Below are 26,982 nucleotides of genomic sequence, written 5' to 3'. Positions count from 1 at the left end.
GTCAGAAGAGGGTGGTCGCCGCGAAGCGGAGGACCCCCTGGGGGTAGCCGGACAGCAGCACGCCGGCGACGGCGGTCAGTGCGATCGCCGCGGCCAGGGGGGCGGGCGCGCGGTGCCGTACGGGGGCCTCGCCGGCGGCGCCCTCCGGGGCGCGGAACAGGACGGCCGTCCAGCGCAGGTAGTAGTACAGGGCGGCCACCACGTTCACGCCCATGACCACGGCCAGCCAGCCGAGCCCCGCGTCGACGGCGGCGGAGAAGACGACGACCTTGGCGAACAGGCCGATGACGCCGGGCGGCAGCCCGGCCAGGCACAGCAGGAAGAAGCCCATGGCGAGGGCGGTGACCGGCCGGGTGGCGTACAGGCCCCGGTAGTCGGCGATCCGGTTCGCCGGGTGCGTACGGGCGACGAGGGCGGCGACCGCGAAGGCGCCCAGGTTCACGACGGCGTACATCAGGGCGTACGCGACGGTGGCGCCGATCCGGTCGTCGCTGGAGTACGCGGCGGCGGCGATCGGCACCAGGAGGTAGCCGGCCTGGCCCACGGACGACCAGGCGAGGAGGCGGACCGCGCTCCGCGCGCGCGTGGGGACCTGCCGCAGCGCGGCGACGTTGCCCACGGTCATGGTGAGCGCGGCGAGCACGGCGAGGGCCGGACCCCACACGTCCGCGTACGACGGGAAGGCGACGACGGTCACGAGGACGAGGCCGGTGAAGCCGACGGCCTTGCCGACGACGGACAGGTACGCGGCGACGGGCAGCGGCGCGCCGACGTACGTGTCGGGCACCCAGAAGTGGAAGGGCGCGGCGGCCGTCTTGAAGGCGAAACCGACCAGGGTGAGGGCGACGCCCGCCTCGGCGAGGGTGCCGAGCTGCGCGGGGACGTCGTCGAGCTGCCGAGCGATCTCCGTGAGGTGGAGGGTGCCCGTCGAGGCGTACACCAAGCTGACGCCGAGGAGGGTGACGGCGGTCGCGGTGACGGAGGAGAGGAAGAACTTCAGCGCCGCCTCGCCGGACATGCGGTCGCCGCGCTTGAGGCCCACGAGCGCGAAGGCGGGGAGGGAGGCGACCTCCAGGGCGACCACGAGGGTGGCGAGGTCGCGGGAGGCGGGCAGCAGGGCGGCGCCGGCCGCGGAGGACAGCAGCAGGAACCAGAACTCGCCGGCGGGGAGCTCCTCCCTGGTGTTCGTGACGGACAGCAGGGCGGTGAGGAGGGCCCCACCGAGGACGAGGAGCTGGATGGCGAGGGTGAAGTGGTCGGCGGTGTAGCTGCACGCGCCGGGGTTCCCGGTCAGGCAGAACGTCGAGCGGTCGCCGGAGCGGAGCGGTACGAGCGCGAGGAGCGCGGCGGCGAGGCCGGCCGTGGCCACCTGGGCGAGGAGCTGCTTGCGGGCCTGCGGGAGGAACAGGTCGGCGACGAGGACGGCCAGGGCGACGACCGCGGCGATGGTCGGCGGGGCGATGGCGGCCCAGTCGACGGTCTGCACGAGGTCGCCGCTCGCGGGCGCCGCGGCCAGGGTGGCGGGGGCGGCGGTCACGGCTGCGGCGGTCACGACTTGCCTCCTGCGAGAAGCTGCTGCACGGCCGGGTCGGTGAGGCCGAGGAGGACCGCGGGCCAGAGTCCGGCGAGGACGGTGAGGGCCGCCAGCGGGGTCCAGGCGGCGAACTCGTACGGCTGGACGTCGGCGAGCGGCGGCCGGTCGGCGGCGGGTCCGGCGCCCATGCAGACGCGGCGTACGACGACGAGGAGGTACGCGGCGGTGAGCAGCGTGCCGAAGCCGGCGACGGCCATGTAGGTGAGGAACGCGGGCCGGCTGAGGCCCTCGGCGGGCCGGAACGCTCCGAACATGGCGAGCATCTCGCCCCAGAACCCGGCGAGTCCGGGCAGACCGAGGGAGGCGGCGGCGGCGAAGGCGAGCAGCCCGCCGAGGCGGGGCGCGCGGCCGTACAGGGCGGCGCCGGTCGCACCGGCGAGGGTGTCGAGGTCCGCCGTGCCGCAGCGGTCCTTGATCGCGCCGACGAGGAAGAAGAGGAGGCCGGTGATCAGGCCGTGGGCGATGTTGGCGAACAGCGCGCCGTTGACGCCGGTGGGGGTCATGGTGGCGATGCCGAGGAGGACGAAGCCCATGTGGCCCACGGAGGAGTAGGCGATGAGCCGCTTCAGGTCGCCCCGGGCGCCGGTCCGGGCGAGGGCGAGGCAGGCCAGCGACCCGTAGATGATCCCGGCGACGGCGAAGGCGGCGAGGTACGGGGCGAAGACGTGCATGCCCTCGGGGGCGATCGGAAGGACGATCCGGACGAACCCGTACGTACCCATCTTGAGGAGGACGCCGGCGAGGAGGACGGAGCCGACGGTGGGCGCGGCGGTGTGCGCGTCGGGGAGCCAACTGTGCAGCGGCCACATCGGGGTCTTCACCGCGAGCCCGATCCCGATCGCCAGGACGGCGATGACCTGCAGCGACGTGCTGAGGTCACGGCCGTTGTCAGTGGCGAGTGCCACCATGTCGAAGGTGCCGGCCTTCAGCCCGATGAGGAGCAGGCCGAGCAGCATGACGACCGAGCCGAGGAGGGTGAAGAGGATGAACTTCCAGGCGGCGGGCTGCCGCCCCTCGCCGCCCCAGCGGGCGATGAGGAAGTACATCGGGATGAGCACCATCTCGAAGGCGAGGAAGAACAGCAACAGGTCGAGGACGGCGAAGGTCGCGAGCGTGCCGGACTCGAGGAGCAGGAGCAGCGCGACGAACGCCTTCGGGGAGGGGCCGGCGGGCTGCTTGAAGTAGCCGTACAGCGCGCAGAGGAAGGTCAGCAGCGCGGTCAGGACCAGGAGGGGGAGCGAGATGCCGTCGACACCGAGGTGGATCCGCACGTCGAGCGCGGGGATCCAGCTGATGTCCGTCGTGGCCTGCATCTTCGAGGGCTGGTCGTGGTCGAAGCCGAGCGTGAGGACGAGGGCGGCGGCGAGGATCGTGCCGGTGACGGTCACGCCGTGGCGGAGCACGGCCTGGTCCGGTGACTTCCCCCTCAGTCCGGGCGGGGCGGGCAGGAGGGCCGCGACGGCGCCGACGAGCGGGCCGGCGACGAGAAACGCGAGGAGGAACTGCATCACGGATTCGCTGATATCGATCACGGCTCACGCTCCGGCGGCGACGAGGACGGCGGCGACCGCCAGGACGACGGAACCGGCGAGCAGGACGCTGAGGTAGGTCTGCACGTTGCCGGTCTGGGCGCGGCGTACGGCCGCCCCGAGCAGGCCGGTCGTGGCGCCCGCTCCGCGTACGTAGGTGTCGACGACCTCGCGGTCGAGGAAGCGGACCAGGGAGGCCGCCGCGCGGACGGGGCGTACGAACAGGGCGGTGTACACGGCGTCGAGGTGGAAGCCGGTGGCGGCGTGCCGGTGGAGCGGGCCGAGGAGGAGGCGTCCGGGGTCGGCCGGGTCGGGGGCGGAGGCGATCGACCCGTAGGCCGGGGCGTGGGTCGCGATGGCCTCGGCCTCGGAGACGGCGGGGTCGGCTTCGGGGTGGGCGGCCACCGCGCCGATCGGTACGTGCGCGGCGCGGGCGGTGGCGCGGCGCCAGGCGGCGTAGGTGACCAGGCCGCCGACGAGGGCGAGGCCCGTGCCCAGGACCGCGGTGGTGGTGGTCGGGGTGAGGGCGTTGCCGTCGAACCAGTCGTCGAGGGAGGTGACGGCCAGTCCGAAGGCGAGGGAGGGGACCGCGAGCACCCACAGGACGGTGCTCATGGCGATGGGCTGCCGGCCGTGGTCGGGGGCCTCGGTGCCCCTTCCGCGGAAGGCGAGCAGCCACAGGCGGGCCGCGTAGGCGGCGGTGAGGAGGGCGGTGAGCAGTCCGGCGGCGAAGACGGTCCAGCCGGCGCCGGCCGGGGCGACGTTCCGGTCGCCGAGGGCGGTGTGCTCGGCGGCGACGAGGACGGCCTCCTTGGAGAAGAAACCCGCGAACGGGGGGATGGCGGCGAGCGCCAGGAGGGCGACCGTCATCGTCCAGTACGCGTCGGGGACGCGCCGGGCGAGGCCGCTCATGCGGGACATGGCGGCGAGCGAGTTGGTGCCCGCCGCGTGGATGACCACACCGGCGGCCAGGAACAGCAGCGCCTTGAACGCGCCGTGCGACAGGAGGTGGAAGACGGCGGCGCCGCGGTCGCCGACGGCCAGGGCGCCCGACATGTAGCCGAGCTGGCCGATGGTGGAGTAGGCGAGGACGCGCTTGATGTCGTCCTGGGCGAGCGCGGCGAGGGCCGAGCCGACCATGGTGAGCGCGGCCATCACGGCGAGGACGGTCATGGCCGCGGCGGAGGCCGCGAAGACGGGGAGGAGGCGCGCGACGAAGTAGACACCGGCGGCGACCATTGTCGCGGCGTGGATGAGCGCGGAGACCGGTGTGGGGCCGGCCATCGCGTCGGGGAGCCAGGTGTGCAGCGGGAACTGGGCGGACTTGCCCGCGACACCGGCGAGGAGCAGCAGCGCCACGAGGGTGGGGTGGTCGATGCCGCCCGTGGTGACGGAGCCGAGGACGCCGGTGATCCGGAACGTGCCGGCGTCGGCGGCCAGGGCGAGCAGGCCGATGAGGAACGGGACGTCGCCGAGCTTGGTGACGAGGAACGCCTTGAGGGAGGCGGCCCGCGCCTCGGGGGTCTCCCAGTAGTGGCCGACGAGGAAGTACGAGCAGATGCCCATGATCTCCCAACCGACCAGCAGCACCATCAGGTCGCCGGAGTAGACGACGAGCAGCATCGCGGAGGTGAAGAGGGAGACGAGCGCCGCGTACGAGGGGTAGCGGGGGTCGTCGCGCAGGTAGCCGGTGGAGTAGATCTGCACGCAGGACGCGACGACGCCGACGAGGACGGCCGTGAGGGCGGCGAACCCGTCGAGGTGGAGGGCCAGCTCGATCGGGACGGAGCCGGTCGGGGTGAGCTGGGTGGCCGCGTCGACGGCCCGGCCGCCGCCCTGCCGTACGGCGACGAGGACGGCGAGGACGAGCGCGGCGACGGTCGGCAGGACGGCCAGGGGGCGCACGAAGCCGGGCGCGGCGCGGCCCAGGAGGAGGCCGGCGGCGGCGCCCAGGAACGGGAGGAGGGGGACGAGGACGGCGAGGGTCGTGGTGGTCACGCGGTGGCCTCGGCCTTCTTGCCGGTCTGCTCGTGGTCGGCCTCGGCGCCGCCCGGGGGCTCGGTGTTGTCGCGGAGCCGGTCGATGTCGGCGGTGCCGCGGTTGCGGTAGACCATCAGCACGATCGCGAGGCCGATGCCGATCTCGGCGGCGGCGATGGCGATGGTGAACAGGGTCAGCGTCTGACCGGCGTGGAGGGCGTCGCGGAGCCAGACGTCGAAGGCGACGAGGTTGAGGTTGACGGCGTTGAGCATCAGCTCGACGGACATCAGGACGAGGATCGCGTTGCGGCGGGCGAGGACGCCGTACAGGCCGGTGCAGAAGAGGAGCACGGCGAGGACGGCCGGGTAGGCGAGGTGCATCAGCGCTTCCCCTCCGTGTCCTTGTCGCCCTTGCGGGAGAGGACGATCGCGCCGACGAGCGCGGCGAGCAGCAGGACGGACAGCGCCTCGAAGGGGAGGACCCAGTTCCGGAACAGCATCTCGCCGGAGACGCGGGTGGTGCCCTGGGCGGGGCCGTCGAGGTCGATCCAGGTGGTGCGGAAGGCGTCGACGACGACCCAGACGAGGGCGGTCGCCGCGGCGGCGGCCACGACGAGGGCGGCGGGTCGGTTGCCCGAGTCGGCGTCCGGGGAGCGGCCGATGGGTGCCTTGGTGAGCATGAGTCCGAAGAGGAGGAGGACGACGACGGAACCGACGTAGATGAGGACCTGGACCCAGGCGATGAACTCGGCGGTGAGGAGCAGGTACTCGACGGCGACCCCGCCGAGGGCGACGACCAGCCACAGGGCGGCGTGCACCAGCTGGCGGGTGGTGACCGCGACGACCGCGGCGGCGAGGGTGACGACGCCGACGAGGAGGAACGCGATCTCCGTGCCGGTGGGCGAGAGGAAGCCGGGGGCGGCGAGGGGCAGGGCGGGGGTCACGCGGTGCCTCCCTCGGCGGTGGTGCCGGGGGTGTCGCCGGTGCCGTTCCGGCCGGGTGCCTCGCCGGGGGCCCGGGAGGCGTCCTGGGCGGCGGCTTCCCGCTCGGCGGCCTGCTGGGCGGCGAGCTTGTCGGCCGTCCTGCGCGCGGCGGCCAGCTCCTTCGGCTCCTCCGCGCCCGGGTCCAGGGCGGGCGGCTCCGGGACCGTCCACATCCACTCGCGGAGCTTGTCCCGCTCGTGGGTGAGGTCGCGGATGTCCTCCTCCGCGTACTCGAACTCCGGCGACCAGAACAGCGCGTCGAAAGGACACACTTCGACACAGATGCCGCAGTACATGCAGAGCGAGAAGTCGATCGCGAAGCGGTCGAGGACGTTGCGGCTGCGCTCGCGTCCACCGGGCGCGGCGGGCGGCACCGTCTCCTTGTGGGAGTCGATGTAGATGCACCAGTCGGGGCACTCGCGGGCGCAGAGCATGCAGACCGTGCAGTTCTCCTCGAACAGACCGATGACGCCGCGGGAGCGCGGCGGCAGTTCGGGCTGGACGTCGGGGTACTGCGCGGTGTGGCTCTTCCTCGTCATCGTCCGGAGGGTGACGGCCAGGCCCTTGGCGAGACCGGATCCGGGGAACGGAGCCATTACTGGATCACCACCTTGACGATGCCGGTGAGGGCGATCTGGGCGAGGGCGAGCGGCACGAGCGTGGTCCAGGCGAGCTTCTGCAACTGGTCCTCGCGCAGCCTCGGGTAGCTCACGCGCAGCCAGATCACGACGAAGGCGAGCACGGCCGTCTTCAGGAGCGTCCACACCCAGCCCAGGCCGTCGGCGCCGAACGGGCCGTGCCAGCCGCCGAGGAAGAGGACGGTGGTCAGACCGCACAGGACGACGATGCCCGCGTACTCGGCGAGCAGGAACAGGGCGAAGCGGAGGCCGGTGTACTCGGTGTACGCGCCGAAGATGATCTCCGAGTCGGCCACCGGCATGTCGAACGGCGGGCGTTGGAGTTCGGCGAGGCCGGCGACGAAGAAGACCAGGGCGCCGACGATCTGCCAGGGCAGCCACCACCACTCGAACGCGTCGAGGATGCCCGGCAGCGACACCGTGCCGGCCGCCATGGCTACCGACGCGGCGGCGAGCAGCATCGGCAGTTCGTACGCGAGGAGCTGCGCGGCGGTGCGGAGGCCGCCGAGGAGGGAGAACTTGTTGGCGGACGCCCAGCCCGCCATGAGCGAGCCGAGCACGCCCACGCCCATGACGGCGAGGACGAAGAAGACGCCCGCGTCGACGGCCACGCCGACCGCACCCTCGCCGGGGCCGATCGGGATGGCGACGAGGACGAGGAGGTACGGGAGGAGCGCGACGGCGGGGGCGAGCTGGAAGACGCGGCGGTCGGCGTCGGCCGGGACCACGTCCTCCTTCTGCGCGAACTTCACGCCGTCCGCGACGAGCTGTGCCCAACCGTGGAAGCCGCCCGCGTACATGGGGCCGAGGCGGCCCTGCATGTGCGCCATCACCTTGTGCTCGGTCTGCCCCACGACGAGGGGCAGGACGAGGAACACGGCGAAGACGACGACCAGGCGGAGGGCGACGTCGAGTACGTCGTTCACGCGTCTCCTTCGGAACGTCGTCGGTCGGGGGCGGGCTCGGGAGCGGGGGCGGAGTCGGGCTCGGCGCCGGAGCCCGGAGCGGGGGCCGGGTCGGACTCCGGGCCGGTGCCGGGGCGGGACTCCGGGCCGGTGCCGGGGCGGGGCTCCGGGCCGGTGCCGGGGCGGGGCTCCGGGGTCGCCTGCGGCCCAGGCCGCCCGGACGGGCCCGGGGCCGGGTCGGCCGCGGGACGGGGTTCCGGGTCGGACGCGGAGGCGGCACCAGGGCGAGGCTCCGGGTCGGACGCAGGAGCGGCGTCGGGACGGGGCTCCGGGTCGGACGCGGAGCCGTGAGCCGGATCCGGGCCGGTGCCGGGGCGGGACTCCGGGGTCGCCTGCGACCCAGGCCGCCCGGACGGGCCCGGGGCCGGGTCAGACACGGGGCGAGGCTCCGGATCGGACGGGTCCGGGGCCGGGGCGGATGGCGCGGGGGCCGGGGCGCGGTCCGGGTCGGACACCGGGTCGTCGAACGCGGGGCGCGGGTTGTTCCACGGGGCGTCCGCGCTGCGGGTGCGCGGGGGCGCCGCCGGGGCGGGCGTGGGGCGCTCGGGCGCCGAGCCGTCGCGCTCCGGCGCGGCGTCCCCGCTCCCGGGCACGGCGTCCCCGCCCTGCGACACGGCGCTCTTGCCCTGCGGCGCGGCACTCTCGGGCTGGGGGGTGGTGCTCCCGCGCTGGCTCGCCGATCCCTCGGTGGCCGAGCGGCTGCGGCGCTGCGTGGCCGAGCCCTCGCCCGCCGAGCGGGTACGGCGGGGTCGGGGGGCAGCCGCCTCCGGGGCGGAGCCCGGGGCGGTGACCTCCGGGGCAGAGCCTGGAGTGGCGGCCTCCGGCCCCGGGCCCGCGGCCGGCGCCCCGGCCGTCTGGCTGGCCGAGCCCTCGCCCGCCGTACGGGTGCGGCGCGGCGGGCGGTCGGCCGCGCCCGCGCCCGCGCGCGGGGCGCGGGCCGGACGGGCCGGGGCCGGCGGGAGCTGGCCCTTCAGCGGGCCCCACTCGTTGGGGTCGGGGACGCCGGGCGGCAGCATCTGGCGCCGCTTGGGGCCGCCGTGCTCGGACTCGCCCGGCTCCTTGGCGCCCGGCCACGCCTTGGCGACGCGGGCGGCCAGGACGAAGTCCTTGCGGAGGGGGTGGCCCTCGAAGTTGTCGGGGAGCAGGAGGTGCGCCGGGTTCGGGTGGCCCTCGAAGACCACGCCGAACATCTCGTGCGTCTCGCGCTCGTGCCAGGCGGCGCCCGCGTACACGTCCACGGCCGTGGGCAGGGCGGGGGCGCCGTGCGGGACCGTCGTCCGCAGGAGCAGGCGGCGCACCCGGCCGCCCTCCAGCGCGACGACGTGGGCGCAGACGCGGAAGCCCGTGCCGGGCTCGTCGACGGCGCTCAGCCAGTCGAAGTAGGTGCAGCCCAGCTTGTCGCGGGCGGTCTCCAGCGCGGCGATCCACGCGCCGGCTGGCACGTCGACCGTCAGCAGGTCGTACGCCCGCTCGGCGGTGGCCTCCGCGCCGAAGACGTCGGTGACGGCGTCGGGCAGCGTGTCGTACGCGTTCACCGCGTCCCGCCTCCCGGCGCGGGCGGCGGGGTGACGAGGCCGCTGCGCAGGGCGGCGGTGGAGGGGCGGGACGCCCCCCGGCCGTACCGCTCGTGGAGGGACTCGCGGGCGATCTTCTCCTGGAGCTTCAGGATGCCCTGGAGGAGCGCCTCGGGACGCGGCGGACAGCCCGGTACGTACACGTCGACCGGGATGATCTGGTCGACGCCCTTGGTGACGGAGTACGAGTCCCAGTAGGGGCCGCCGCAGTTGGCGCAGGCGCCGAAGGAGATCACGTACTTCGGCTCGGGCATCTGCTCGTACAGGCGCCTCACGGCGGGCGCCATCTTGTCGGTGACCGTGCCGGACACGACCATCAGGTCGGCCTGGCGCGGGCCGGGCGCGAAGGGGATCACACCGAGCCGGATGAAGTCGTGGCGGGCCATCGACGCCGCGATGAACTCGATGGCGCAACAGGCCAGCCCGAAGTTGAAGACCCACAGGCTGTAGCGGCGGCCCCAGTTCAGGACCACCTTCATCGGCTCGGGCGCCAGCCGCGACAGCACGCCCAGCCTCTGCGGCTCGGGCAGCGGCACCGGCTCGGACGGCACGCGGGTGGCGCCGGTGGCGCCGGGAGTCACGTCCATGTCAGGACGCCCTTCTTGTACGCGTAGAGCAGTCCCACGGCCAGGAAGCCGAGGAAGATGAACATCTCGACGAGCGTGGTGGCGCCGTACCCCGCCTCGGCGAAGACGGTCGCCCACGGGAAGAGGAAGATCGAGTCGACCGCGAAGATCACGTAGAGGAAGGCGTAGACGTAGTAGCGGACCTGGGTGTGGGCCCAGCCCTCCCCCACGGGGTCGACGCCGCACTCGTACGTCAGGAGCTTCTCCGGTGTCGGCACGACGGGGCGGAGCAGCCGCCCGGCCGCGAACGCGACGGCCACGAAGAGGACTCCGATGACGGCGAGGAGTCCGACGGCCGAGTAGCTCTGGAAGTAGTCGGCCGCGAGTCCGGTCTGGTCCGGCACGTCGAGTCCGGTCTGGTCCGGCACGTCCGTCCCTCCCTCTTCCTGCCCCCGCGGGCGCCGATCCGGCGATCCGGCGATCTGTACGCACGGGAGTCTAGGCCCTGGCGAAGTCCGGGGGTCAGCCGTGCCGCACCCGGGGTGGGGTTATCCCCACCGGACCCCGCCCATGTACCCCATGGCGCCGCCGGGTTGCGGCCCGGCAGGCTGGACGCCATGACCACGCGCAGCGACCACCCGGCCCCGGCTCTCCCCTCCCGCGCGGGACGCGCCGGTCTCGGGACGGCCATGTGGAAGGAGATCGCCCACCTCCTGTCGAACTTCCCAGTATCCCTCGTCGCGTTCGTCTACGTGACGATGACGGTGGCGGTGGGGGCGGCGCTGTCCGTGACGGTCGTCGGGCTGCCGCTGCTGGCGGCCGGGCTGGCCGGGGCGCGGTTGGTCGGGCGGGTGGAGCGGGCCCGGGCCCGGGGGCTGCTCGGCGTGCGGATCGAGGAGCCGAGCCGTCCGCCGCGCCGTCCGGGCGGGGGCGTGGCGGACGCGGCCTGGGCGGCGCTGCAGGACGCGGTGGCGTGGCGGACGGTGCTGTACGGGTTCGTGCGGCTGCCGTGGGGCGTGCTGACGTGCGCGGTGACCCTGGTGGCGCTGGTGGCGCTGTGGCCTGCGCTGCCGTACCTGGCGCGGGTGATGGCCAACGCCGACCGGGCGATGGTGCGGGGGCTGCTGGGGCCGTCGGACGAGCTGGAGCGGCGGGTCGCGGAGCTGGAGTCGGGCCGGGGGGTCGTGGTGGACGCGGCGGCGGCGGACCTGCGCCGCATCGAGCGCGACCTGCACGACGGCGCGCAGGCCCGCCTCGTCGCCCTCGCCATGGACCTGGGGCTGGCGAAGGAGAAGGCCGCCGAGGACCCCGCGGCCGCCGCCCGGATGGTCGAGGAGGCCCACGGCGAGGTGAAGCTCGCCCTCCAGGAACTGCGCGACCTCGCCCGCGGCATCCACCCCGCGATCCTCACCGACCGCGGCCTGGACGCCGCCCTCTCCGCCATCGCCTCACGCTGCGCCGTACCCGTCGCGGTCGCCGTGGACCTGCCGGAGCGGCCCGCCGCCGCTGTCGAGGGCATCGCGTACTTCACGGTCTCGGAGCTCCTCCAGAACGTCTCCAAGCACGCCGGCGCCCGCCACGCCACCGTCGACGTCCGGCGCACCGGCGACCGCCTCCTCCTCCAGGTCGCCGACGACGGGCACGGCGGCGCCGACCCCTCCCGCGGCACCGGCCTCGCCGGCCTCGCCGAACGCCTCGACGCCGTCGACGGGGTCCTCGTCGTCCACTCCCCCCGGGGCGGTCCGACGGCCGTCACCGCCGAGCTGCCCTGGCGCGGTTGAACGCAGTTGAACACTGTTCGCCCACATGGCCGAAGTTGCTGCGATGCTGGTGGTGACGGTGGACATCGCCGTCCGGAGCCGATCGGGAGTGGGGGGCTGCACGGCCGTGGACGACAGGGTGCGGGTGGTCATCGCGGAGGATTCCGTACTGCTCAGGGAGGGCCTGACCCGGCTGCTGACCGACCGCGGGCACGAGGTCGTCGCGGGGGTCGGGGACGCGGACGCCCTGATCGGGACGGTGGACGCGCTGGCCGCCGGCGGGGCGGCGCCCGACGTGGTCGTCGTGGACGTGCGGATGCCGCCGACCCACACCGACGAGGGGGTCAGGGCCGCCGTGCGGCTCCGCCGGGACCACCCGCGGGTCGGGGTGCTGGTGCTGTCGCAGTACGTCGAGGAGCGGTACGCGACGGAGCTGCTGGCCGGCAGCAGCCGGGGGGTGGGCTACCTGCTGAAGGACCGGGTCGCCGAGGTCCGCGAGTTCGTGGACGCGGTGGCGCGGGTCGCCCGGGGCGGCACGGCGCTCGACCCGGAGGTCGTGGCGCAGCTACTGGGGCGGAGCCGCCGGCAGGACGTGCTGGCGGGGCTGACGCCGCGCGAGCGGGAGGTCCTCGGTCTGATGGCCGAGGGCCGGACGAACTCGGCGATCGCGCGGCAGCTGGTGGTGAGCGACGGGGCGGTCGAGAAGCACGTCGGCAACATCTTCCTGAAGCTGGGGCTCTCCCCGAGCGAAGGGGATCACCGCCGGGTGCTCGCGGTGCTGACCTATCTGAACTCCTGAACCGCCGGTGACCGCTCCTGAACCGCCGGCGACTCCTGATCCGGCCCCGGCCCCCCGGAGGGCCTAGGACCAAAGACCGGGCCGGGAGCGCCGTTCCGGTGGAACACAGGGGGATACGAAGCATGATGTTCCAGGACAAACAGGCGTCTTATCAGAACGTCCACTATTCGAGCTGTCCAGGGAAGGGAACCCTTACCGACGTAGGGTGGGCCTCGGGACGGCCGGTCGTCCGGCCGTCTTCCGAGCGTTCTCCCGCCGACGGCGGGGAGACCCCTTGTCTCGAGGGAGGTCCAGTTCAGTGACCAGCCAGGTCAGTAGCCCGGCCGAGCAGACAGGCGAGGCGGCGCGCGAGACGCGAGCGGCCGACGAGGCGGCCGCCGGGGAACAGCGCGCCGGGGAACAGCGCGGCACCCCGGTGCAGCGCGTCCCCGCGAAGGAGATCCGCCGTCTGGACCGGGTGATCATCCGCTTCGCGGGCGACTCGGGTGACGGCATGCAGCTCACGGGGGACCGGTTCACGTCGGAGACGGCGTCGTTCGGCAACGACCTGTCGACGCTGCCGAACTTCCCCGCCGAGATCCGGGCGCCCGCCGGGACGCTGCCGGGCGTGTCGTCGTTCCAGCTTCACTTCGCGGACCACGACATCCTCACGCCGGGCGACGCGCCGAACGTGCTGGTCGCGATGAACCCGGCCGCGCTGAAGGCGAACATCGGGGACGTGCCGCGCGGCAGCGAGATCATCGTCAACACGGACGAGTTCGCGAAGCGGGCGATGGCGAAGGTCGGCTACGCGACCTCGCCGCTGGAGGACGGGTCGCTGGACGGCTACCGCGTCCACCCCGTGCCGCTGACGACCCTCACGGTCGAGGCGCTGAAGGACTTCGGCCTGTCCCGCAAGGAGGCGGAGCGGTCGAAGAACATGTTCGCGCTGGGCCTGCTGTCGTGGATGTACCACCGGCCGACGGAGGGCACCGAGCAGTTCCTGCGGAAGAAGTTCGCGAAGAAGCCGGAGATCGCGGAGGCGAACGTCGCCGCGTTCCGCGCGGGCTGGAACTTCGGCGAGACGACGGAGGACTTCGCCGTCTCGTACGAGGTCGCCCCCGCCACGTCGGCGTTCCCGGCGGGCACGTACCGGAACATCTCCGGGAACCTGGCCCTGTCGTACGGGCTGATCGCGGCCGCGCACCAGGCGGACCTGCCGCTGTTCCTCGGGTCGTACCCGATCACGCCGGCCTCGGACATCCTGCACGAGCTGAGCAAGCACAAGAACTTCGGCGTGCGGACCTTCCAGGCGGAGGACGAGATCGCCGGCATCGGCGCGGCGCTGGGCGCGGCGTTCGGCGGCGCGCTGGCGGTGACGACCACGTCCGGGCCCGGTGTGGCGCTGAAGTCCGAGACGATCGGCCTGGCGGTGTCGCTGGAGCTGCCGCTGCTGATCGTCGACATCCAGCGCGGCGGCCCCTCCACGGGCCTGCCGACCAAGACCGAGCAGGCGGACCTGCTCCAGGCGATGTACGGGCGGAACGGCGAGGCCCCGGTGCCGGTGGTGGCGCCGAGGACGCCGGCGGACTGCTTCGACGCCGCCCTGGAGGCCGCGCGGATCGCGCTCGCGTACCGGACGCCGGTGTTCCTCCTGTCGGACGGGTACCTGGCGAACGGCTCCGAGCCGTGGCGCATCCCGGACCCGGAGGACCTCCCGGACCTGGGCGTGACCTTCGCGACGGGCCCGAACCACACGCTGGAGGACGGCACCGAGGTCTTCTGGCCGTACAAGCGCGACCCGCAGACCCTGGCGCGGCCCTGGGCGCTGCCCGGCACGCCCGGTCTGGAGCACCGGATCGGCGGCATCGAGAAGCAGGACGGCACGGGCAACATCTCGTACGACCCGGCCAACCACGACTTCATGGTCCGCACCCGCCAGGCCAAGGTCGACGGGATCGCGGTCCCGGAGCTGGAGGTCGACGACCCGAGCGGCGCCGCGCGCACCCTCGTCCTCGGCTGGGGCTCGACGTACGGGCCGATCACCGCCGCCGTACGCCGGCTGCGCACGGCCGGCGAAACGATCGCGCAGGCCCACCTGCGCCACCTCAACCCCTTCCCGGCGAACCTCGGCGAGGTCCTGAAGCGGTACGAGACCGTCGTCGTCCCCGAGATGAACCTCGGGCAGCTCGCCACGCTCGTCCGCGCGAAGTACCTGGTCGACGCGCGCAGCCACACGCAGGTCAACGGCATGCCGTTCAAGGCCGAACAGCTCGCCGCGGCCCTCAAGGAGGCCATCGATGCCCAGTGAAGCCCTGACCCTGGTGCCCAAGGCCGAGGGCAAGCAGTCCATGAAGGACTTCAAGTCGGACCAGGAGGTCCGCTGGTGCCCGGGGTGCGGCGACTACGCGATCCTCGCCGCCGTGCAGGGCTTCATGCCCGAGCTGGGGCTGGCGAAGGAGAACATCGTCTTCGTCTCCGGCATCGGCTGCTCCTCCCGCTTCCCGTACTACATGAACACGTACGGGATGCACTCCATCCACGGCCGCGCCCCCGCCATCGCCACGGGCCTGTCCGCCTCGCGCCGCGACCTGTCCGTGTGGGTCGTCACCGGTGACGGCGACGCGCTGTCCATCGGCGGCAACCACCTGATCCACGCGCTGCGGCGGAACGTCAACCTCAAGATCCTGCTGTTCAACAACCGGATCTACGGCCTCACCAAGGGCCAGTACTCGCCCACCTCCGAGGTCGGCAAGATCACCAAGTCGACCCCGATGGGTTCGCTGGACGCGCCGTTCAACCCGGTGTCGCTGGCGCTGGGCGCGGAGGCGAGCTTCGTCGCCCGGACGGTCGACTCCGACCGCAAGCACCTCACCGAGGTCCTGCGGCAGGCCGCCGACCACCCCGGCACGGCCCTGGTGGAGATCTACCAGAACTGCAACATCTTCAACGACGGCGCCTTCGACGCGCTCAAGGACAAGGAGCGGGCGGAGGAGGCGGTGATCCGCCTGGAGCACGGCCGGCCGATCCGCTTCGGCCCGGACGGGTCGAAGGGGGTCGTCCGCGACCCGGCGACGGGCGATCTGGAGGTCGTCGCCGTCACGCCGGAGAACGAGGCGCGGGTGCTGGTCCACGACGCGCACGCCGCGTCCCCGACCACGGCCTTCGCGCTGTCGCGGCTGGCCGACCCGGACACCCTGCACCACACGCCGATCGGCGTCTTCCGCAGCGTCCGGCGGCCCGTCTACGACGCGCTGATGGCCGACCAGCTCGACGCCGCCGTCGAGCAGCGCGGCAAGGGCGACCTGTCCGCCCTGCTCGCCGGCAACGACACGTGGACGGTCGTCGGCTGACGCCGCCCCGGCCGGTCGCAGGCCCGGTCCCGGATCCCGCGCGGATCCCGGACCGGGCCTCGTCGTCTGCCCGGCGGGCCGGCTCGACGGCCTCGGAGGCCCCGGCGACCCCGGCGACCCCGGCGCGACCCCGGTGACTTCGACGGGCCGCGGGGCGGTGGGACCGCGGGACTGCGAGGCCGTGGGACCAGGGGGCGGTGGGACCGCGTGTCCGGCGGACCGGAGTCCGCACGCCGCTCAGCGCCCACCCACCTGCCCGTACGCTCCCCCGAGGGAGGCGCTTTCAAAAAGAAAGCGCTGCGTATAACGTGGGTGCTCGATCCCCTCGAAACGGAGAAGCACCATGAGCGTCGTCATCACCGGAGCCACCGGCCGCCTGGGCCGTCTCGTCATCGATGCCCTGCTGGAGCGCGGCACACCGGCCGCGTCCATCGCCGCGGCCGTCCGCGACAAGACGAAGGCCGCCGACCTGGCGGAGCGCGGCGTGGAAGTGCGCGTCGCCGACTACGACCGGCCCGAGACCCTCGCCGGCGCGTTCGCGGCGGGCGACCGGGTGCTGCTGGTCTCCGGCGACGCGGTCGGGCGGCGCGTACCGCAGCACACCGCCGTGATCGCGGCGGCGAAGGCCGCTCGTGTCGCCCAGCTCGCGTACACCGGCGTCCTCGGCGGGCCGGAGGCCGACTTCGACCTGGCGGCCGAGCACGGGGCCACCGAGCGGCTGATCCTCGACTCGGGACTGCCGTACACGCTCCTGCGCAACGGCTGGTACACCGAGAACTACACGGAGAACCTCGCCCCGGTCCTCGCGCACGGCGCCGTCGTCGCCAACGCGGGCGAGGGCCGCGTGGCCTCCGCCGCCCGCGCCGACTACGCGGTCGCGGCCGCCGCCGTCCTGACGGAGGACGGCCACCTCGGCGCGGCGTACGAGCTGAGCGGCGACACGGCGTGGTCGTTCGCCGAGTACGCGGCGGAGCTCTCCCGGCAGACCGGCCGGGACATCGCGTACACCGACGTGCCCGCCGAGACCCACCTCGGGATCCTGACCGGCGCGGGCGTGCCCGAGCCGGTCGCCGCGATCCTCGTCGACGTCGACGAGGCCATCGCGCGCGGCCGGCTGGCCGGGACCAGCGGCGACCTGTCCCGGCTCATCGGCCGGCCGACGACCCCGCTCGCCGAGACGGTCGCCGCCGCGCTGAAGGCCCTGTAGCGGGCGCCCCGGGGCCGCGTCCGAGGGCGGCCCCCGGAACGGACACGTCATGACCGTATGGCGATACGGGCATGACACGCCGTCCCGCGCGGCGCTACCGTCGAGCGGACAGCGCGGCGCGGGACGGTGACGTCCGGGACAGGAAGCGGGGCGGCCAGTGGCGGCGAGGAGCGGCGGCGGGGGCGACCAGAAGGCGGGACTCCTCTACGGGATCGGGGCCTACGGCGCCTGGGGCCTCTTCCCCCTGTACTGGCCCCTGCTGGAACCGTCGGGCGCGGTGGAGATCGTCGCCCACCGCATGGCCTGGTCCCTGGTGGCCGTGGCGCTCGCGCTGCTGGTCATGCGGCGCTGGGCGTGGATACCCGAGCTGCTGCGGCAGCCGAGGAAGATGGGGCTCATCGCGGTCGCGGCAGCGGTGATCACCACGAACTGGGGCGTCTACATCTGGGCCGTGAACGCCGGCCACGTCGTCGAGTCGTCCCTCGGGTACTTCATCAACCCGCTGGTCACCATCGCCATGGGCGTCGTCCTGCTGAAGGAGCGGCTGCGCCCGGCGCAGTGGGCGGCGGTCGGCATCGCCTTCGTGGCGGTGGTCGTGCTGGCGGTCGGGTACGGCAGGCCGCCGTGGATCTCGCTGGTGCTGGCGTTCTCCTTCGCGACGTACGGGCTGGTGAAGAAGAAGGTCAACCTGGGCGGGCTGGAGTCGCTGGGCGCCGAGACGGCCGTCCTGTTCCTACCGGCCGTCGGCTACCTGGTGTGGCTGGGCCTCCAGGGGTCCTCCACGTTCGGCGCCGCGGGGGCGGGGCACACGGCGCTGCTCGTGTCGACGGGCCTGGTCACGGCGGTGCCGCTGGTGTGCTTCGGCGCGGCGGCGATCCGCGTGCCGCTGTCGACGCTGGGGCTGCTGCAGTACCTGGCGCCCGTGTTCCAGTTCCTGGTGGGGGTGCTGTACTTCCGGGAGGCCATGCCGCCGGAGCGGTGGGCCGGGTTCGGGCTGGTGTGGCTGGCGCTGACGCTGCTCACGTGGGACGCCCTGCGCGGTGCGCGGCGGACGCGGGCGGAGGCCGTGCGGCTGGCGGCCCGGGCGGCGGCGAAGGCCACCGCCCCGGAGCCCGCCGCGGCGGAGGCCCCCCGCTCCTGAGACCGGCCCCGGGCGGGGCGGCGCCAGGAGCCCGTAGGGGCTCGGTGTCGAGAGTCCGTACGGGTGCGGTGCGCGGGCCTCGCGGCGGTTGCCGCGGCGGTCCGTGGAGCCGCGGCGGCCGGGGCGGAGGGGGAGTCGATGGGTGCGCCGTCGTTCGCGTCCCTCCGCGTTTCGCGGTGGCGGGAGGACAACCTTCGCGGATTCGCGGCTGTCTGCCCCCCAGAAGGCTTAGAAGGCTTAGAAGGCTCAGAACGCTCAGAAGGCGCTGTGGGAAGCGGAGCGCCGATGACGCCGCGGACAGCAGGGGGGAAGGCGTGGGCTGGCTCGACACCTTACGGGACGTCTTGTTCGACGACAGCGAGGAACCCGAGGCGCAGCGGGCCTGGAAAGAGCTCTTGGAGGCGGACCGCGAACGTCACGCGCTCGAAAGGGAACTGGACGAGGCGAAAGAGCGGCACGCGGCCGCGAGGGGCCGGTTCCTCGCGGCCGATCCGGTGCCGGTGCTCAGGAGGGCGCTGGACACGGGCCGGGGCTCACAGGAGGCCCTGGGCCTGTTGCGCGAGGTGGGCGCGGACCACCCGCACGTGGTCCGGGCCCTGGTGCCCGAGCTGTACGAGTACTGCCTGAGCATCAACAAGCCGGGGATCTTCGGCCGCGAGATCCTGCGGACCCTGAGCAGGACCACCGATCTCCACGACGACCTCGCCCCACTGGTCGCCGCGACCCTGCGGGACGACAGCGAGGTCACGGACTCCCTCGCGATGCGCGCCCTGGCACTGACCCTCGACGACATCGGCGACACCCGCCTCATGGACCAGTGGCGCCGCGCCGCGCTCGCCTCCACGGACCCCGACGTGCGCGAGATCGTCGAGGAGTACCCGCCGGACGAGGACCCCGGCGTGCCGCGGGAACCGGATCCGCGCCGATGACCCGGGACGTGGATCCTTCGACGGCGCGGCGAGGTGCGGCCCGGAGCTGAGGCGGCCCCGGCGGCGGTCCGGGCCCGCAGCCCGTCCGGCGGGTCCAACGCCTCACGGCGGGCCGCCGGGGCGGGCCCGCCGGTCGGCAGCGGCTCCGGGGCGGGGCGCCCCGGGTCGAAGCGGCAGGGGGAGCCCTCCGGCGCGCGCGGGACGACGCCTGTGGCGGACTCCGTCACGCAAGCCCGATGAACGGCCGCACGACGACACTCCACTGGAAGCCCGTGATCGACGCGGCCGACCCGCACACCCGGGTCGACCTCTGGGCGCGGACGCCGGGTCACGCGGTCGAGGACCGCGACGCGCCCATCGAGCGGCTCCTCGACCTGGGGCACGCGCCGGCCGGCCTGACGGTCGAGGTGTGCGGCCGCCGGGCGTGACGGGATCCGGCCGCCGTCCGCCATCCGGACAACCCCTGCGAGGAGGGGAGGGGGGCGGACGTCGGCCTGGGCCGCCGCCTGCCGTTCCAGCGCGTCCCGGAGGAGAAGGCGGCCAAGAACCGGCTCCGCATCGACGCGCACGCGGGCCCCGGGCGGGACCGGGCCGCGGGGGTCGCCCGGCCGGAGGGGCAGGGCGGCCGGTGGACCGTCATGCCGGCCCGGAGGGAAACGAGTTCTGCGTGCAGTAGCGCCGAACCGTCCGATATGCGGGCTCCGGTGACCGGAAACCGCCCTTGACGCGCGGATGAATTGTCGCTGTACATTCAACACCGCACGATTGAGCAGACCGGTCACACGCACCACAGCTCCAACGCCCCGCGAACAGCCCTCGCGGGGCGTCTCGCACGTTCCGTCCCCATCCCCGTACGGAATCCCGGAGCCCCCACATGACGCACTCCGTGTCCCGCATGCCCAGACGCACCGCCGCGGCCACCGTCCTCGCCCTCGCGGGCCTGCTCGCCACCGCCGCGCCCGCCGCCACCGCCGTTCCCACCACGGCCCGCACGTCGCCCGCGACGCCCGCCGGTACGGCCGCCGCCCCGGACGTCCCGCTGGCGAACGTCAAGGCGCACCTCACCCAGTTCCAGTCGATCGCCACCGCCAACGGCGGCAACCGCGCCCACGGCCGCCCCGGCTACAAGGCGTCGGTCGACTACGTGAAGGCGAAGCTCGACGCCGCCGGGTTCACCACCACCCTCCAGCAGTTCACGTCCAGCGGCGCCACCGGCTACAACCTGATCGCCGACTGGCCCGGCGGCGATCCGAACCAGGTCCTCATGGCCGGCGCCCACCTGGACTCGGTCTCCTCCGGGGCCGGCATCAACGACAACGGCTCCGGTTCCGCCGCCGTCCTGGAGACCGCGCTCGCCGTGTCCCGCGCCGGGTTCAAGCCCGCCAAGCACCTGCGGTTCGCCTGGTGGGGCGCCGAGGAGCTGGGCCTCGTCGGCTCGAAGTACTACGTCGCGAACCTGCCGGCCACCGAGCGCTCCAAGCTGAGCGGCTACATGAACTTCGACATGATCGGATCGCCCAACCCGGGCTACTTCGTCTACGACGACGACCCGACCATCGAGAAGACCTTCAAGGACTACTTCACCGGCATCGGCGTCGCCACGGAGATCGAGACCGAGGGCGACGGGCGCTCCGACCACGCCCCGTTCAAGAGCGCCGGGGTCCCGGTCGGCGGGCTGTTCACCGGCGCCAGCCGGACGAAGACCGCCGCGCAGGCCCAGAAGTGGGGCGGTACGGCGGGACAGTCCTTCGACCGCTGCTACCACTCGTCGTGCGACACGACGGCCAACATCAACGACACGGCGCTGGACCGCAACAGCGACGCCCTCGCGCACGCCGTGTGGACGCTGTCCGCCGGGACGACCGAACCGCCGACCGGTGACACGTACCAGAACACGGCCGACGTGGCGATCCCGGACAACGGCGCCGCCGTCACCTCGTCCGTCACCGTCAGCGGCCGCACCGGCAACGCCCCGGCCGCGCTGAAGGTCGGCGTGGACATCGTCCACACCTGGCGCGGCGACCTCGTCATCGACCTCCTCGCCCCGGACGGCACGGCGTACCGGCTGAAGAACTCCGGCAACGATTCCGCCGACAACGTCCAGGAGACGTACACGGTCGACGCGTCCAGCGAGGTCGCCAACGGCACCTGGCGACTGCGGGTCCAGGACGTGGGGCCGTACGACACCGGCTACATCAGCGCCTTCTCGCTGACCTTCTGAGCCGCCGGGCCCCCGAACGAAGCCCCGGCCTCCCGAGCCGCCGGAGCCCCGGCCTCCCGAGCCGCCGGGCTCCGGCGACCTCCGCCCCCGGCCTCCCCGGCCGGGGGCGGCACCACGAGCCGGGAAGGGCGTACAGGCCGGGGACGGCGTACGCGCCAGGAGCGGCGGACCGGAGGCGGCGGACCGGAGGCGGCGGACCGGAGGCGGCGGACCGGAGGCGGCGGACCGGAGGCGGCGGGCCGGGGCCCGCCGTGCCTGTGCGGCGGGCCCCGGCCCGCGCACCCGCGGCGCGGCCTACTTCACGGCCTGCTTCGCGGCGTCGTTCGCCGCCGCGACCAGCGCCTTCTCGGTCACGGCGCCGGCGTACACCCGGCCGTCGTCCGTCATCAGGGCGTTGACCAGGCGGGTCTTGAAGACCATGCCCGAGCCGAACTCACCGGTGACCCTGCTGCCCAGGCCGTCCAGGAACTGCTGCGCCCCGGCGGGCAGCTCCTCCGACGCGGCACCGCCCTCGGGCGCGCCCGCCGGGGCGCCGCCACCCGGTCCGGCCAGCTCGACGACCGTGGTCCAGCCCTCGCCCATGACGTTCAGGCCCGGCTCGCCACCCCGGCCCTCCAGCTCCTTCAGGCCCTCCTCCAGCGCCTTGCGGTCCTTCTCCTTCAGCTCGGCGGCCGGTTCGCGCGCCTCGTCCGCCTCGGTGACCTCGGCGCCCTTCGGCGGCGTGAACGTGAACGCCGACGCGTCCGGCTTCCCGAAGTCGACCTTGGTGAAGCCGACGTCGACCGCCGCCGCGCCGCCGCCGCTCGGCGTGAGCGTGAACTTCAGCGGGACGCCGTTCTCCGCGTCGACCGCGACCTTCACCGAACCGATCGTGGACCCGCTCTGCTCGGGCTTCACGACCAACTGGTACGCGTCGCGCCCGGCGACCCGCGCCGTGCCGTCGACGGTGACCGACGTCGTCTCGTCGACCGCCGCCAGCGCCTGGGCCGCGAGCTCCTTCGGCGTGACCGGGGGCCCGTCGGCGCCGTCGGCGTCCCGGCCGCCCGCCCCGCTGCCGGGGGCGGCGTCCACGTCGTGCAGGACCTTGCCGGACTTGCTGTCGTACACCCAGGTCTCCGCGCCGTTGCGCACGAGGGTGTACTCGTCGCCGCCGTCCTGGACGGTCAGGCGCTGGCGGTCCGGGCCGTCCGCGGCGACCTTCAGCGTGTGCGTACCGGTCGCGAACCGCATGAGCTGCGCGTCGGCGGACTCGGCCGCGGCACGGTCGCCCAGCAGGTCGCCGAGGCCGGCGATGGACGGCAGGCCCAGGTCCGTGGTGACCTTCACCGTGCCGGACACGTGCTGGACGTCCGACGCGGCTATCTTCTCGACGAGCTCCTGCGCGGTGATCTTCGGCAGGTCCGGGTCACCGGAAGCCGCGAGCGCCGGGACGAGCCCGATGGTCGCCGCCGCCACCCCCGCCACCGCGACCGGGACCGCGTACCGCGCCACTGTCCGGCGCGCGGGCCGCGGGGTCTGTGCGTCGCTGTCGTTCGGTGCCATGTCTGCGCTACCTCCGTGGTCTGGTACGACCATTCCACCCGACCGGCTCCGCGAAAGCATCAGACCGCGGCATCAACCTGCCGTACCCCTCTGGGATGACCCGGTGTCAGGGTCTTCCCCCATACGGCTCCGAACGCCCCGCTCACGCGCGCGGGCACCCGGTTCAGCCCGCCCGGTGCACCACCAGGTCGCACAGCTCGACGAGCGCGGCCTTCGCGTACCCGTCCGGCAGCGGGGCCAGCATCGCCCGCGCCTCCTGCGCGTACCGCACCGTGTCGCGGCGGGCCAGCTCCAGCGCGGGGTGGACGCGCAGCCGGCGCAGCGCCTCGGCGTGGCGGGCGTCGTCCGTGAGGTCGCCCTCCAGGAGCTCGACCAGCTCCACGTCCTCGGCCCGGCCGTGCTGCTCCGCCAGGGCGCGCAGGTGGAGGACCGGCAGGGTGGCGATGCCCTCGCGCAGGTCGGTGCCGGGCGTCTTGCCCGACTCGTGGGAGTCCGAGGCGATGTCCAGGACGTCGTCGGCCAGCTGGAACGCCACGCCCAGCCGCTCGCCGTACTGCGTCAGGATCTCCGTGAACCGCTCCCCGGCGCCCGCCATCATCGCGCCGAACCGGCCGGAGACGGCGACCAGGGAGCCGGTCTTGCCGGCGATGACGTCCAGGTAGTGCTCGACCGGGTCGTTCCCGTCGCGGGGGCCGGCGGTCTCCAGGATCTGGCCCGTGACCAGCCGCTCGAACGCCTCCGCCTGGATGCGCACCGCCTCGGGGCCGAGGTCCGCCAGGATGTGCGACGCGCGCGCGAAGAGGAAGTCGCCCGTGAGGACGGCGACCGAGTTGCCCCAGCGCGTGTTGGCGCTCTCCACACCGCGTCGTACGAGCGCCTCGTCCATCACGTCGTCGTGGTACAGCGTGGCCAGGTGGGTGAGCTCGACGACCACGGCCGCCGGGACGACGCCGGGCGCGTGCGGGTCGCCGAACTGCGCGGCGAGCATCGCGAGCAGCGGACGGAAGCGCTTGCCGCCCGCCCGTACCAGGTGCTGCGCCGCCTCCGTGATGAACGGCACGTCGCTCTTGGTGGCGTCGAGCAGTCCGGCCTCGACAGCCGCCAACCCTGTCTGGACATCGGCTTCGAGAGCCTGGTCCCGCACGCTCAGCCCGAACGGCCCGACTGCGGTCACGAGGGGGTCTCCTGTCTGCGGACGATCACACGGATTGTCGACGTGTCGCTGGATTCACTCACGTCAGCGTATCCGGTCCCGTTTGGATCGCCGTGGGCACCTTCCCGCCACCCCCGGTATGTTCGCGATCGGCGCATACGGCCGGATCCACGCGCGTGGAGGGGCCGCTCCGGGCGCCCACACCCCCGTGCCGCATGAGGCGGATCACACAGACGCTCCCCTTCCGTCCCTTTCCGTCCCCTTCCCGGACGGCATCCGCCTCCCGCGCGCGTGGGAGCGGCCGGCAAGGGCCCGGGCCGAGGGAGTCGACGAGGATCCGCCTCCCGCGCGCGTGGGAGCGGCTGACCCGGCCCCGAGGGGTCGGTCGGAAGCCCGGCGACCCGCCTCCTGCGCGCGGGGGAGCGGCCGGACCGCCGTGGTACGCGGCACGCCGCCGCTCACCCTCCTCCCGCTCCTCCCGCGTGCGGGGGCGGCTCGTCTCCGTGGCGGGCTACGTCGCCCCGTCCGCCACCTGCCGCCGGTGACGCGGAACGGACCTGACCTCCCGCGCGGGGGCGGCGTCCCGCCTCCTCGCCAGCCCTGCTGGCGGTGTGGAGGACCTGCCTCCCGCGCGCGGAGGGTGGCTCCCACCCCCACCTCGGCGTCCCCGGTGCCCGTGCCACCTCCGGCGCGCGTGGGAAGGGGGCCTCGACGCCTTGGTCCCCGGTACGGCCACAGCGCCCCCTCCCGCGCGCGGGGCGGCCGGCGCGGGTGGCCGTTCCTCCGCCCCCGGAGCACGGCGGAACCCGTGTGCCGCGGGGGTGACGAGGCACTCCCCCGCCGCGCCTGGGAGAAGCGCGCGCCTCGGTCGTAACGTGTCCCCCACACACGTGGAAAGCGAGGCAAGCACCGATGCCCGAGCAGCCCTCACCGAGCCCGCTCGACCTCGCCGAAGGCGACCCCTTCGGCCCGCACAACCTCCCGTACGGCGTGTTCTCGACCGCCGACGAACCCGGCCGCCGCAGGGTCGGCGTCCGGATCGGCAGCCACGTCCTGGACGCCGGGGCCGCGGCGCACGCGCTCGGCTCGTCGTACGCCGGCCTGCTCGCCCAGCCCTCCCTCAACCCGCTGATGGCGGCGGGCCGCACGGTCTGGCGCGACGTGCGCCGGGCGCTGACGGCGTGGCTGACGTCGCCCGCGCACCGCGCGGACGTCGAGCCGCTGCTGCACCCGCTGGACGCGGTGACGCTGCACCTGCCGTACGAGGTGGCCGACTACGTCGACTTCTACGCGAGCGAGCACCACGCGTCGAACGTCGGCCGCATGTTCCGCCCGGACGGCGAGCCGCTCACGCCCAACTGGAAGCACCTGCCGATCGGTTACCACGGCCGGTCCGGCACCGTCGTGGTCTCCGGCACCGACGTGGTGCGCCCCTCCGGGCAGCGCAAGGCGCCGGCCGACCCGGCGCCGGTCTTCGGGCCGTCCACGAAGCTGGACATCGAGGCGGAGGTGGGCTTCGTCGTCGGCACGCCGTCGGAGACGGGCCGCCCGGTGGCGCTGGGCGACTTCCGGGAGCACGTCTTCGGGCTGACGCTCCTCAACGACTGGTCGGCGCGCGACATCCAGGCGTGGGAGTACGTGCCGCTGGGCCCGTTCCTCGGCAAGTCCTTCGCCACGTCGGTGTCGGCGTGGGTGACGCCGCTGGAGGCCCTGGACGCGGCCCGTGTGGCCCCTCCGGCCCGCGACTTCCCGCTGCTGCCGTACCTGGACGACGCGGACGAGGACGAGCCCGGCGGGTACGAGCTGCACATCACCGTGGAGATCAACGGCGAGGTCGTCGCCGAGCCGCCGTTCTCCACCATGTACTGGACGGCCGCGCAGCAGTTGGCGCACATGACCGTCAACGGCGCGTCGCTGCGCACCGGCGACCTGTACGGCTCGGGCACGGTCAGCGGGCCCGAGACGCACCAGCGCGGCTCGCTGCTGGAGCTGACGTGGAATGGGCGGGACGCGCTCGACCTGTCCACCGGGAAGCGGACGTTCCTGGAGGACGGCGACGAGGTCACGCTCACCGCGTGGGCGCCCGGCCCGGACGGCGTGAAGGTCGGCCTGGGCGAGGTCACCGGACGGATCACGCCCGCCGTCTGACCCTCCGGACGTCGAAGGGCCCGGCACCCCGGCTCCGGGTGCCGGGCCCGTGCGGCTCCCCCCTCGGGTTCAGCCGCGTCCCGCGATGGTCACTCGGCCCGCCACAGGGCGGGTGCGTTCGGCGGCTCCCAGCCGGTCTGGGCGGTGTGGGGCTGGAGGCAGACGTAGCCGCGCCCGCCGTACGTGACCCGGTCGCCGGCCCGGTAGGCCGTGCCCACCGCCCACGTGCCGCCACCGGGCGGCGGGGTGGTCGGGGTGGGGCTCGGGCCCGGCGACTGCGGCACGTTCAGGACGAAGTCGAACGCCGCCTCCCGGGCGCCGCCCGCGTCGTGCACGGTCATCAGCAGCCGCGGGTCGAACAGCGAGTCCGTCGCGTTGCGGGGCTCGTTCGGGAAGTAGAGCTGCGTGGTCAGCACCGGGCGGCCGGGCGCCTGCGCCTTGACGTGGATGTGGCGGGTGCGCCCCGGGTACAGCCCCGGCACGATCGTGGTGAGGCGGAACGCGCCCTGCGCGTCGGTGTACTGGTGGCCGCGGAAGCGGAACCCGGTGTTGTCGTAGGCGCCGTTGTTGTCGGCCTGCCAGAAGTCGAGCAGGACGCCGGATATCGGGCTGCAGCCGAGCCCGAAGACGTACCCGGAGACGGTGAGGCGCACGCCGGGGGTGCCCGATTCCAGCAGTGACGTGCGGCGGGGGGAGTTGGGCTTGAAGTAGGGGCCCTCCATCTGCGGCGGCGTGGGGTCGTCGCCGTCGTCGCAGGTGGGGGTCAGGGCCGGGCGGGCGCCGGGGGAGGCGGCGGTGGCCCGGGCCAGTGCCGGCGCGCCCATGAACACCGCGGGGGCGGCGACACCGGCCGCCAGGGCGGCGCGCAGCACGGCCTTGCGGGAGGGGTGCCCGGTGCGGGGCTCGTCGTGGTCGTCCATGC

General features: G+C 74.0%; 22 protein-coding genes and 1 pseudogene. 10 read left to right on the top strand and 13 right to left on the bottom strand.

Going from position 1 to position 26,982, the window contains the following annotated elements:
- Position 1 precedes the first annotated feature (1 nt).
- Genes AC07D6_RS06405 through AC07D6_RS06360 form a run of 10 tightly spaced genes read right to left on the bottom strand, consistent with a single transcriptional unit; the run spans position 2 to position 10,256 of the window.
- Complete coding sequence (locus AC07D6_RS06405) at positions 2 to 1,552, bottom strand: NADH-quinone oxidoreductase subunit N (protein WP_479042533.1); 1,551 nt, start codon at positions 1,550 to 1,552, stop codon at positions 2 to 4.
- Complete coding sequence (locus AC07D6_RS06400; RefSeq protein WP_479042963.1) at positions 1,549 to 3,102, bottom strand: NADH-quinone oxidoreductase subunit M; 1,554 nt, start codon at positions 3,100 to 3,102, stop codon at positions 1,549 to 1,551. The genes AC07D6_RS06405 and AC07D6_RS06400 overlap by 4 nt, the downstream gene beginning before the upstream one ends.
- 27 nt (positions 3,103 to 3,129) lie before the next feature.
- Positions 3,130 to 5,121 carry an NADH-quinone oxidoreductase subunit 5 family protein gene (locus AC07D6_RS06395; protein ID WP_479042531.1) on the bottom strand — a complete coding sequence of 664 codons (1,992 nt, stop codon included), beginning with the start codon at positions 5,119 to 5,121 and terminating at the stop codon, positions 3,130 to 3,132.
- On the bottom strand, positions 5,118 to 5,483 hold the full coding sequence (nuoK, locus tag AC07D6_RS06390) for an NADH-quinone oxidoreductase subunit NuoK (protein WP_479042528.1): 366 nt from the start codon (positions 5,481 to 5,483) through the stop codon (positions 5,118 to 5,120). The genes AC07D6_RS06395 and nuoK overlap by 4 nt, the downstream gene beginning before the upstream one ends.
- Positions 5,483 to 6,046, bottom strand: coding sequence for an NADH-quinone oxidoreductase subunit J family protein (locus AC07D6_RS06385; protein WP_479042526.1), 564 nt, complete (start codon positions 6,044 to 6,046; stop codon positions 5,483 to 5,485). Before AC07D6_RS06385 ends, nuoK begins: the two co-directional genes overlap by 1 nt.
- The gene (locus AC07D6_RS06380) at positions 6,043 to 6,681 is read right to left on the bottom strand and encodes a NuoI/complex I 23 kDa subunit family protein (RefSeq protein ID WP_315876758.1); all 639 of its coding nucleotides are present in this window, start codon (positions 6,679 to 6,681) and stop codon (positions 6,043 to 6,045) included. Before AC07D6_RS06380 ends, AC07D6_RS06385 begins: the two co-directional genes overlap by 4 nt.
- Entirely contained in the window at positions 6,681 to 7,649 is a 969-nt protein-coding gene (locus tag AC07D6_RS06375) for a complex I subunit 1/NuoH family protein (protein WP_479042524.1), read from the bottom strand. The genes AC07D6_RS06380 and AC07D6_RS06375 overlap by 1 nt, the downstream gene beginning before the upstream one ends.
- Positions 7,646 to 9,223: an NADH-quinone oxidoreductase subunit C gene (locus AC07D6_RS06370; protein WP_479042521.1), complete on the bottom strand. Its 1,578-nt coding sequence runs from the start codon at positions 9,221 to 9,223 to the stop codon at positions 7,646 to 7,648. The genes AC07D6_RS06375 and AC07D6_RS06370 overlap by 4 nt, the downstream gene beginning before the upstream one ends.
- Positions 9,220 to 9,849 (bottom strand): NADH-quinone oxidoreductase subunit B, encoded by a 630-nt coding sequence (locus AC07D6_RS06365; protein ID WP_315876755.1) that lies wholly within the window; start codon positions 9,847 to 9,849, stop codon positions 9,220 to 9,222. Before AC07D6_RS06365 ends, AC07D6_RS06370 begins: the two co-directional genes overlap by 4 nt.
- Positions 9,840 to 10,256, bottom strand: a complete 417-nt coding sequence (locus tag AC07D6_RS06360) for an NADH-quinone oxidoreductase subunit A (RefSeq protein ID WP_479042518.1) — start codon at positions 10,254 to 10,256, stop codon at positions 9,840 to 9,842. The genes AC07D6_RS06365 and AC07D6_RS06360 overlap by 10 nt, the downstream gene beginning before the upstream one ends.
- Before the next feature lie 261 nt (positions 10,257 to 10,517).
- Here AC07D6_RS06360 and AC07D6_RS06355 point away from each other — a divergent pair, with 261 nt between their 5' ends.
- The 9 genes and pseudogenes from AC07D6_RS06355 (at position 10,518) to AC07D6_RS06315 (ending at position 21,217) form a co-directional block, all read left to right on the top strand.
- Positions 10,518 to 11,609, top strand: coding sequence for a sensor histidine kinase (locus AC07D6_RS06355; protein ID WP_479042962.1), 1,092 nt, complete (start codon positions 10,518 to 10,520; stop codon positions 11,607 to 11,609).
- 118 nt (positions 11,610 to 11,727) lie between these two features.
- The gene (locus tag AC07D6_RS06350; protein WP_315876879.1) at positions 11,728 to 12,387 is read left to right on the top strand and encodes a LuxR C-terminal-related transcriptional regulator; all 660 of its coding nucleotides are present in this window, start codon (positions 11,728 to 11,730) and stop codon (positions 12,385 to 12,387) included.
- Positions 12,388 to 12,685: 298 nt separating this feature from the next.
- On the top strand, positions 12,686 to 14,677 hold the full coding sequence (locus tag AC07D6_RS06345) for a 2-oxoacid:acceptor oxidoreductase subunit alpha (RefSeq protein WP_391652944.1): 1,992 nt from the start codon (positions 12,686 to 12,688) through the stop codon (positions 14,675 to 14,677).
- Positions 14,667 to 15,719, top strand: a complete 1,053-nt coding sequence (locus AC07D6_RS06340) for a 2-oxoacid:ferredoxin oxidoreductase subunit beta (RefSeq protein WP_479042514.1) — start codon at positions 14,667 to 14,669, stop codon at positions 15,717 to 15,719. Before AC07D6_RS06345 ends, AC07D6_RS06340 begins: the two co-directional genes overlap by 11 nt.
- 343 nt (positions 15,720 to 16,062) lie before the next feature.
- Positions 16,063 to 16,926, top strand: a complete 864-nt coding sequence (locus tag AC07D6_RS06335; protein ID WP_479042511.1) for an SDR family oxidoreductase — start codon at positions 16,063 to 16,065, stop codon at positions 16,924 to 16,926.
- 157 nt (positions 16,927 to 17,083) lie between these two features.
- Positions 17,084 to 18,067 (top strand): EamA family transporter RarD, encoded by a 984-nt coding sequence (gene rarD / locus AC07D6_RS06330; RefSeq protein WP_315876750.1) that lies wholly within the window; start codon positions 17,084 to 17,086, stop codon positions 18,065 to 18,067.
- A gap of 344 nt (positions 18,068 to 18,411) precedes the next feature.
- Entirely contained in the window at positions 18,412 to 18,996 is a 585-nt protein-coding gene (locus AC07D6_RS06325; protein WP_479042509.1) for a hypothetical protein, read from the top strand.
- Between the two features lie 236 nt (positions 18,997 to 19,232).
- Positions 19,233 to 19,672: pseudogene (locus AC07D6_RS06320) on the top strand (VOC family protein).
- A gap of 219 nt (positions 19,673 to 19,891) precedes the next feature.
- Complete coding sequence (locus AC07D6_RS06315) at positions 19,892 to 21,217, top strand: M28 family peptidase (RefSeq protein WP_479042507.1); 1,326 nt, start codon at positions 19,892 to 19,894, stop codon at positions 21,215 to 21,217.
- Positions 21,218 to 21,511: 294 nt separating this feature from the next.
- Here the strand turns inward: AC07D6_RS06315 and AC07D6_RS06310 are convergent, their stop codons facing one another.
- Both AC07D6_RS06310 and AC07D6_RS06305 read right to left on the bottom strand, forming a co-directional pair.
- On the bottom strand, positions 21,512 to 22,759 hold the full coding sequence (locus AC07D6_RS06310; RefSeq protein ID WP_479042504.1) for a DUF2092 domain-containing protein: 1,248 nt from the start codon (positions 22,757 to 22,759) through the stop codon (positions 21,512 to 21,514).
- Positions 22,760 to 22,922: 163 nt separating this feature from the next.
- Positions 22,923 to 23,933 carry a polyprenyl synthetase family protein gene (locus AC07D6_RS06305; protein ID WP_315876745.1) on the bottom strand — a complete coding sequence of 337 codons (1,011 nt, stop codon included), beginning with the start codon at positions 23,931 to 23,933 and terminating at the stop codon, positions 22,923 to 22,925.
- Positions 23,934 to 24,824: 891 nt separating this feature from the next.
- Between AC07D6_RS06305 and fahA the strand changes: the two genes are divergently transcribed.
- A complete protein-coding gene (gene fahA, locus AC07D6_RS06300) occupies positions 24,825 to 26,060 on the top strand; it encodes a fumarylacetoacetase (RefSeq protein ID WP_479042502.1) in 1,236 nt (411 codons plus the stop codon).
- A gap of 89 nt (positions 26,061 to 26,149) precedes the next feature.
- Here fahA and AC07D6_RS06295 read toward each other — a convergent pair whose 3' ends face one another.
- The gene (locus AC07D6_RS06295) at positions 26,150 to 26,980 is read right to left on the bottom strand and encodes a dioxygenase family protein (RefSeq protein ID WP_315876743.1); all 831 of its coding nucleotides are present in this window, start codon (positions 26,978 to 26,980) and stop codon (positions 26,150 to 26,152) included.
- Positions 26,981 to 26,982 lie beyond the last annotated feature (2 nt).

The organism is Streptomyces sp. NPDC045287, from assembly GCF_056432325.1.
The sequence above is the reverse complement of the archived record's forward strand: the minus strand, read 5'-3'. Positions and strand labels throughout refer to the sequence as shown.

What these genes read in the sequence shown, in the direction of transcription:
- AC07D6_RS06400 (WP_479042963.1), bottom strand. Translation starts at nt 3,102, where the DNA reads ATGCAGTTCCTCCTCGCGTTTCTCGTCGCCGGCCCGCTCGTCGGCGCC.
- nuoK (WP_479042528.1), bottom strand. Translation starts at nt 5,483, where the DNA reads ATGCACCTCGCCTACCCGGCCGTCCTCGCCGTGCTCCTCTTCTGCACC.
- AC07D6_RS06380 (WP_315876758.1), bottom strand. Translation starts at nt 6,681, where the DNA reads ATGGCTCCGTTCCCCGGATCCGGTCTCGCCAAGGGCCTGGCCGTCACC.
- AC07D6_RS06365 (WP_315876755.1), bottom strand. Translation starts at nt 9,849, where the DNA reads ATGGACGTGACTCCCGGCGCCACCGGCGCCACCCGCGTGCCGTCCGAG.
- AC07D6_RS06355 (WP_479042962.1), top strand. Translation starts at nt 10,518, where the DNA reads ATGTGGAAGGAGATCGCCCACCTCCTGTCGAACTTCCCAGTATCCCTC.
- AC07D6_RS06340 (WP_479042514.1), top strand. Translation starts at nt 14,667, where the DNA reads ATGCCCAGTGAAGCCCTGACCCTGGTGCCCAAGGCCGAGGGCAAGCAG.
- AC07D6_RS06335 (WP_479042511.1), top strand. Translation starts at nt 16,063, where the DNA reads ATGAGCGTCGTCATCACCGGAGCCACCGGCCGCCTGGGCCGTCTCGTC.
- AC07D6_RS06315 (WP_479042507.1), top strand. Translation starts at nt 19,892, where the DNA reads ATGCCCAGACGCACCGCCGCGGCCACCGTCCTCGCCCTCGCGGGCCTG.
- AC07D6_RS06310 (WP_479042504.1), bottom strand. Translation starts at nt 22,759, where the DNA reads ATGGCACCGAACGACAGCGACGCACAGACCCCGCGGCCCGCGCGCCGG.
- fahA (WP_479042502.1), top strand. Translation starts at nt 24,825, where the DNA reads ATGCCCGAGCAGCCCTCACCGAGCCCGCTCGACCTCGCCGAAGGCGAC.
- AC07D6_RS06295 (WP_315876743.1), bottom strand. Translation starts at nt 26,980, where the DNA reads ATGGACGACCACGACGAGCCCCGCACCGGGCACCCCTCCCGCAAGGCC.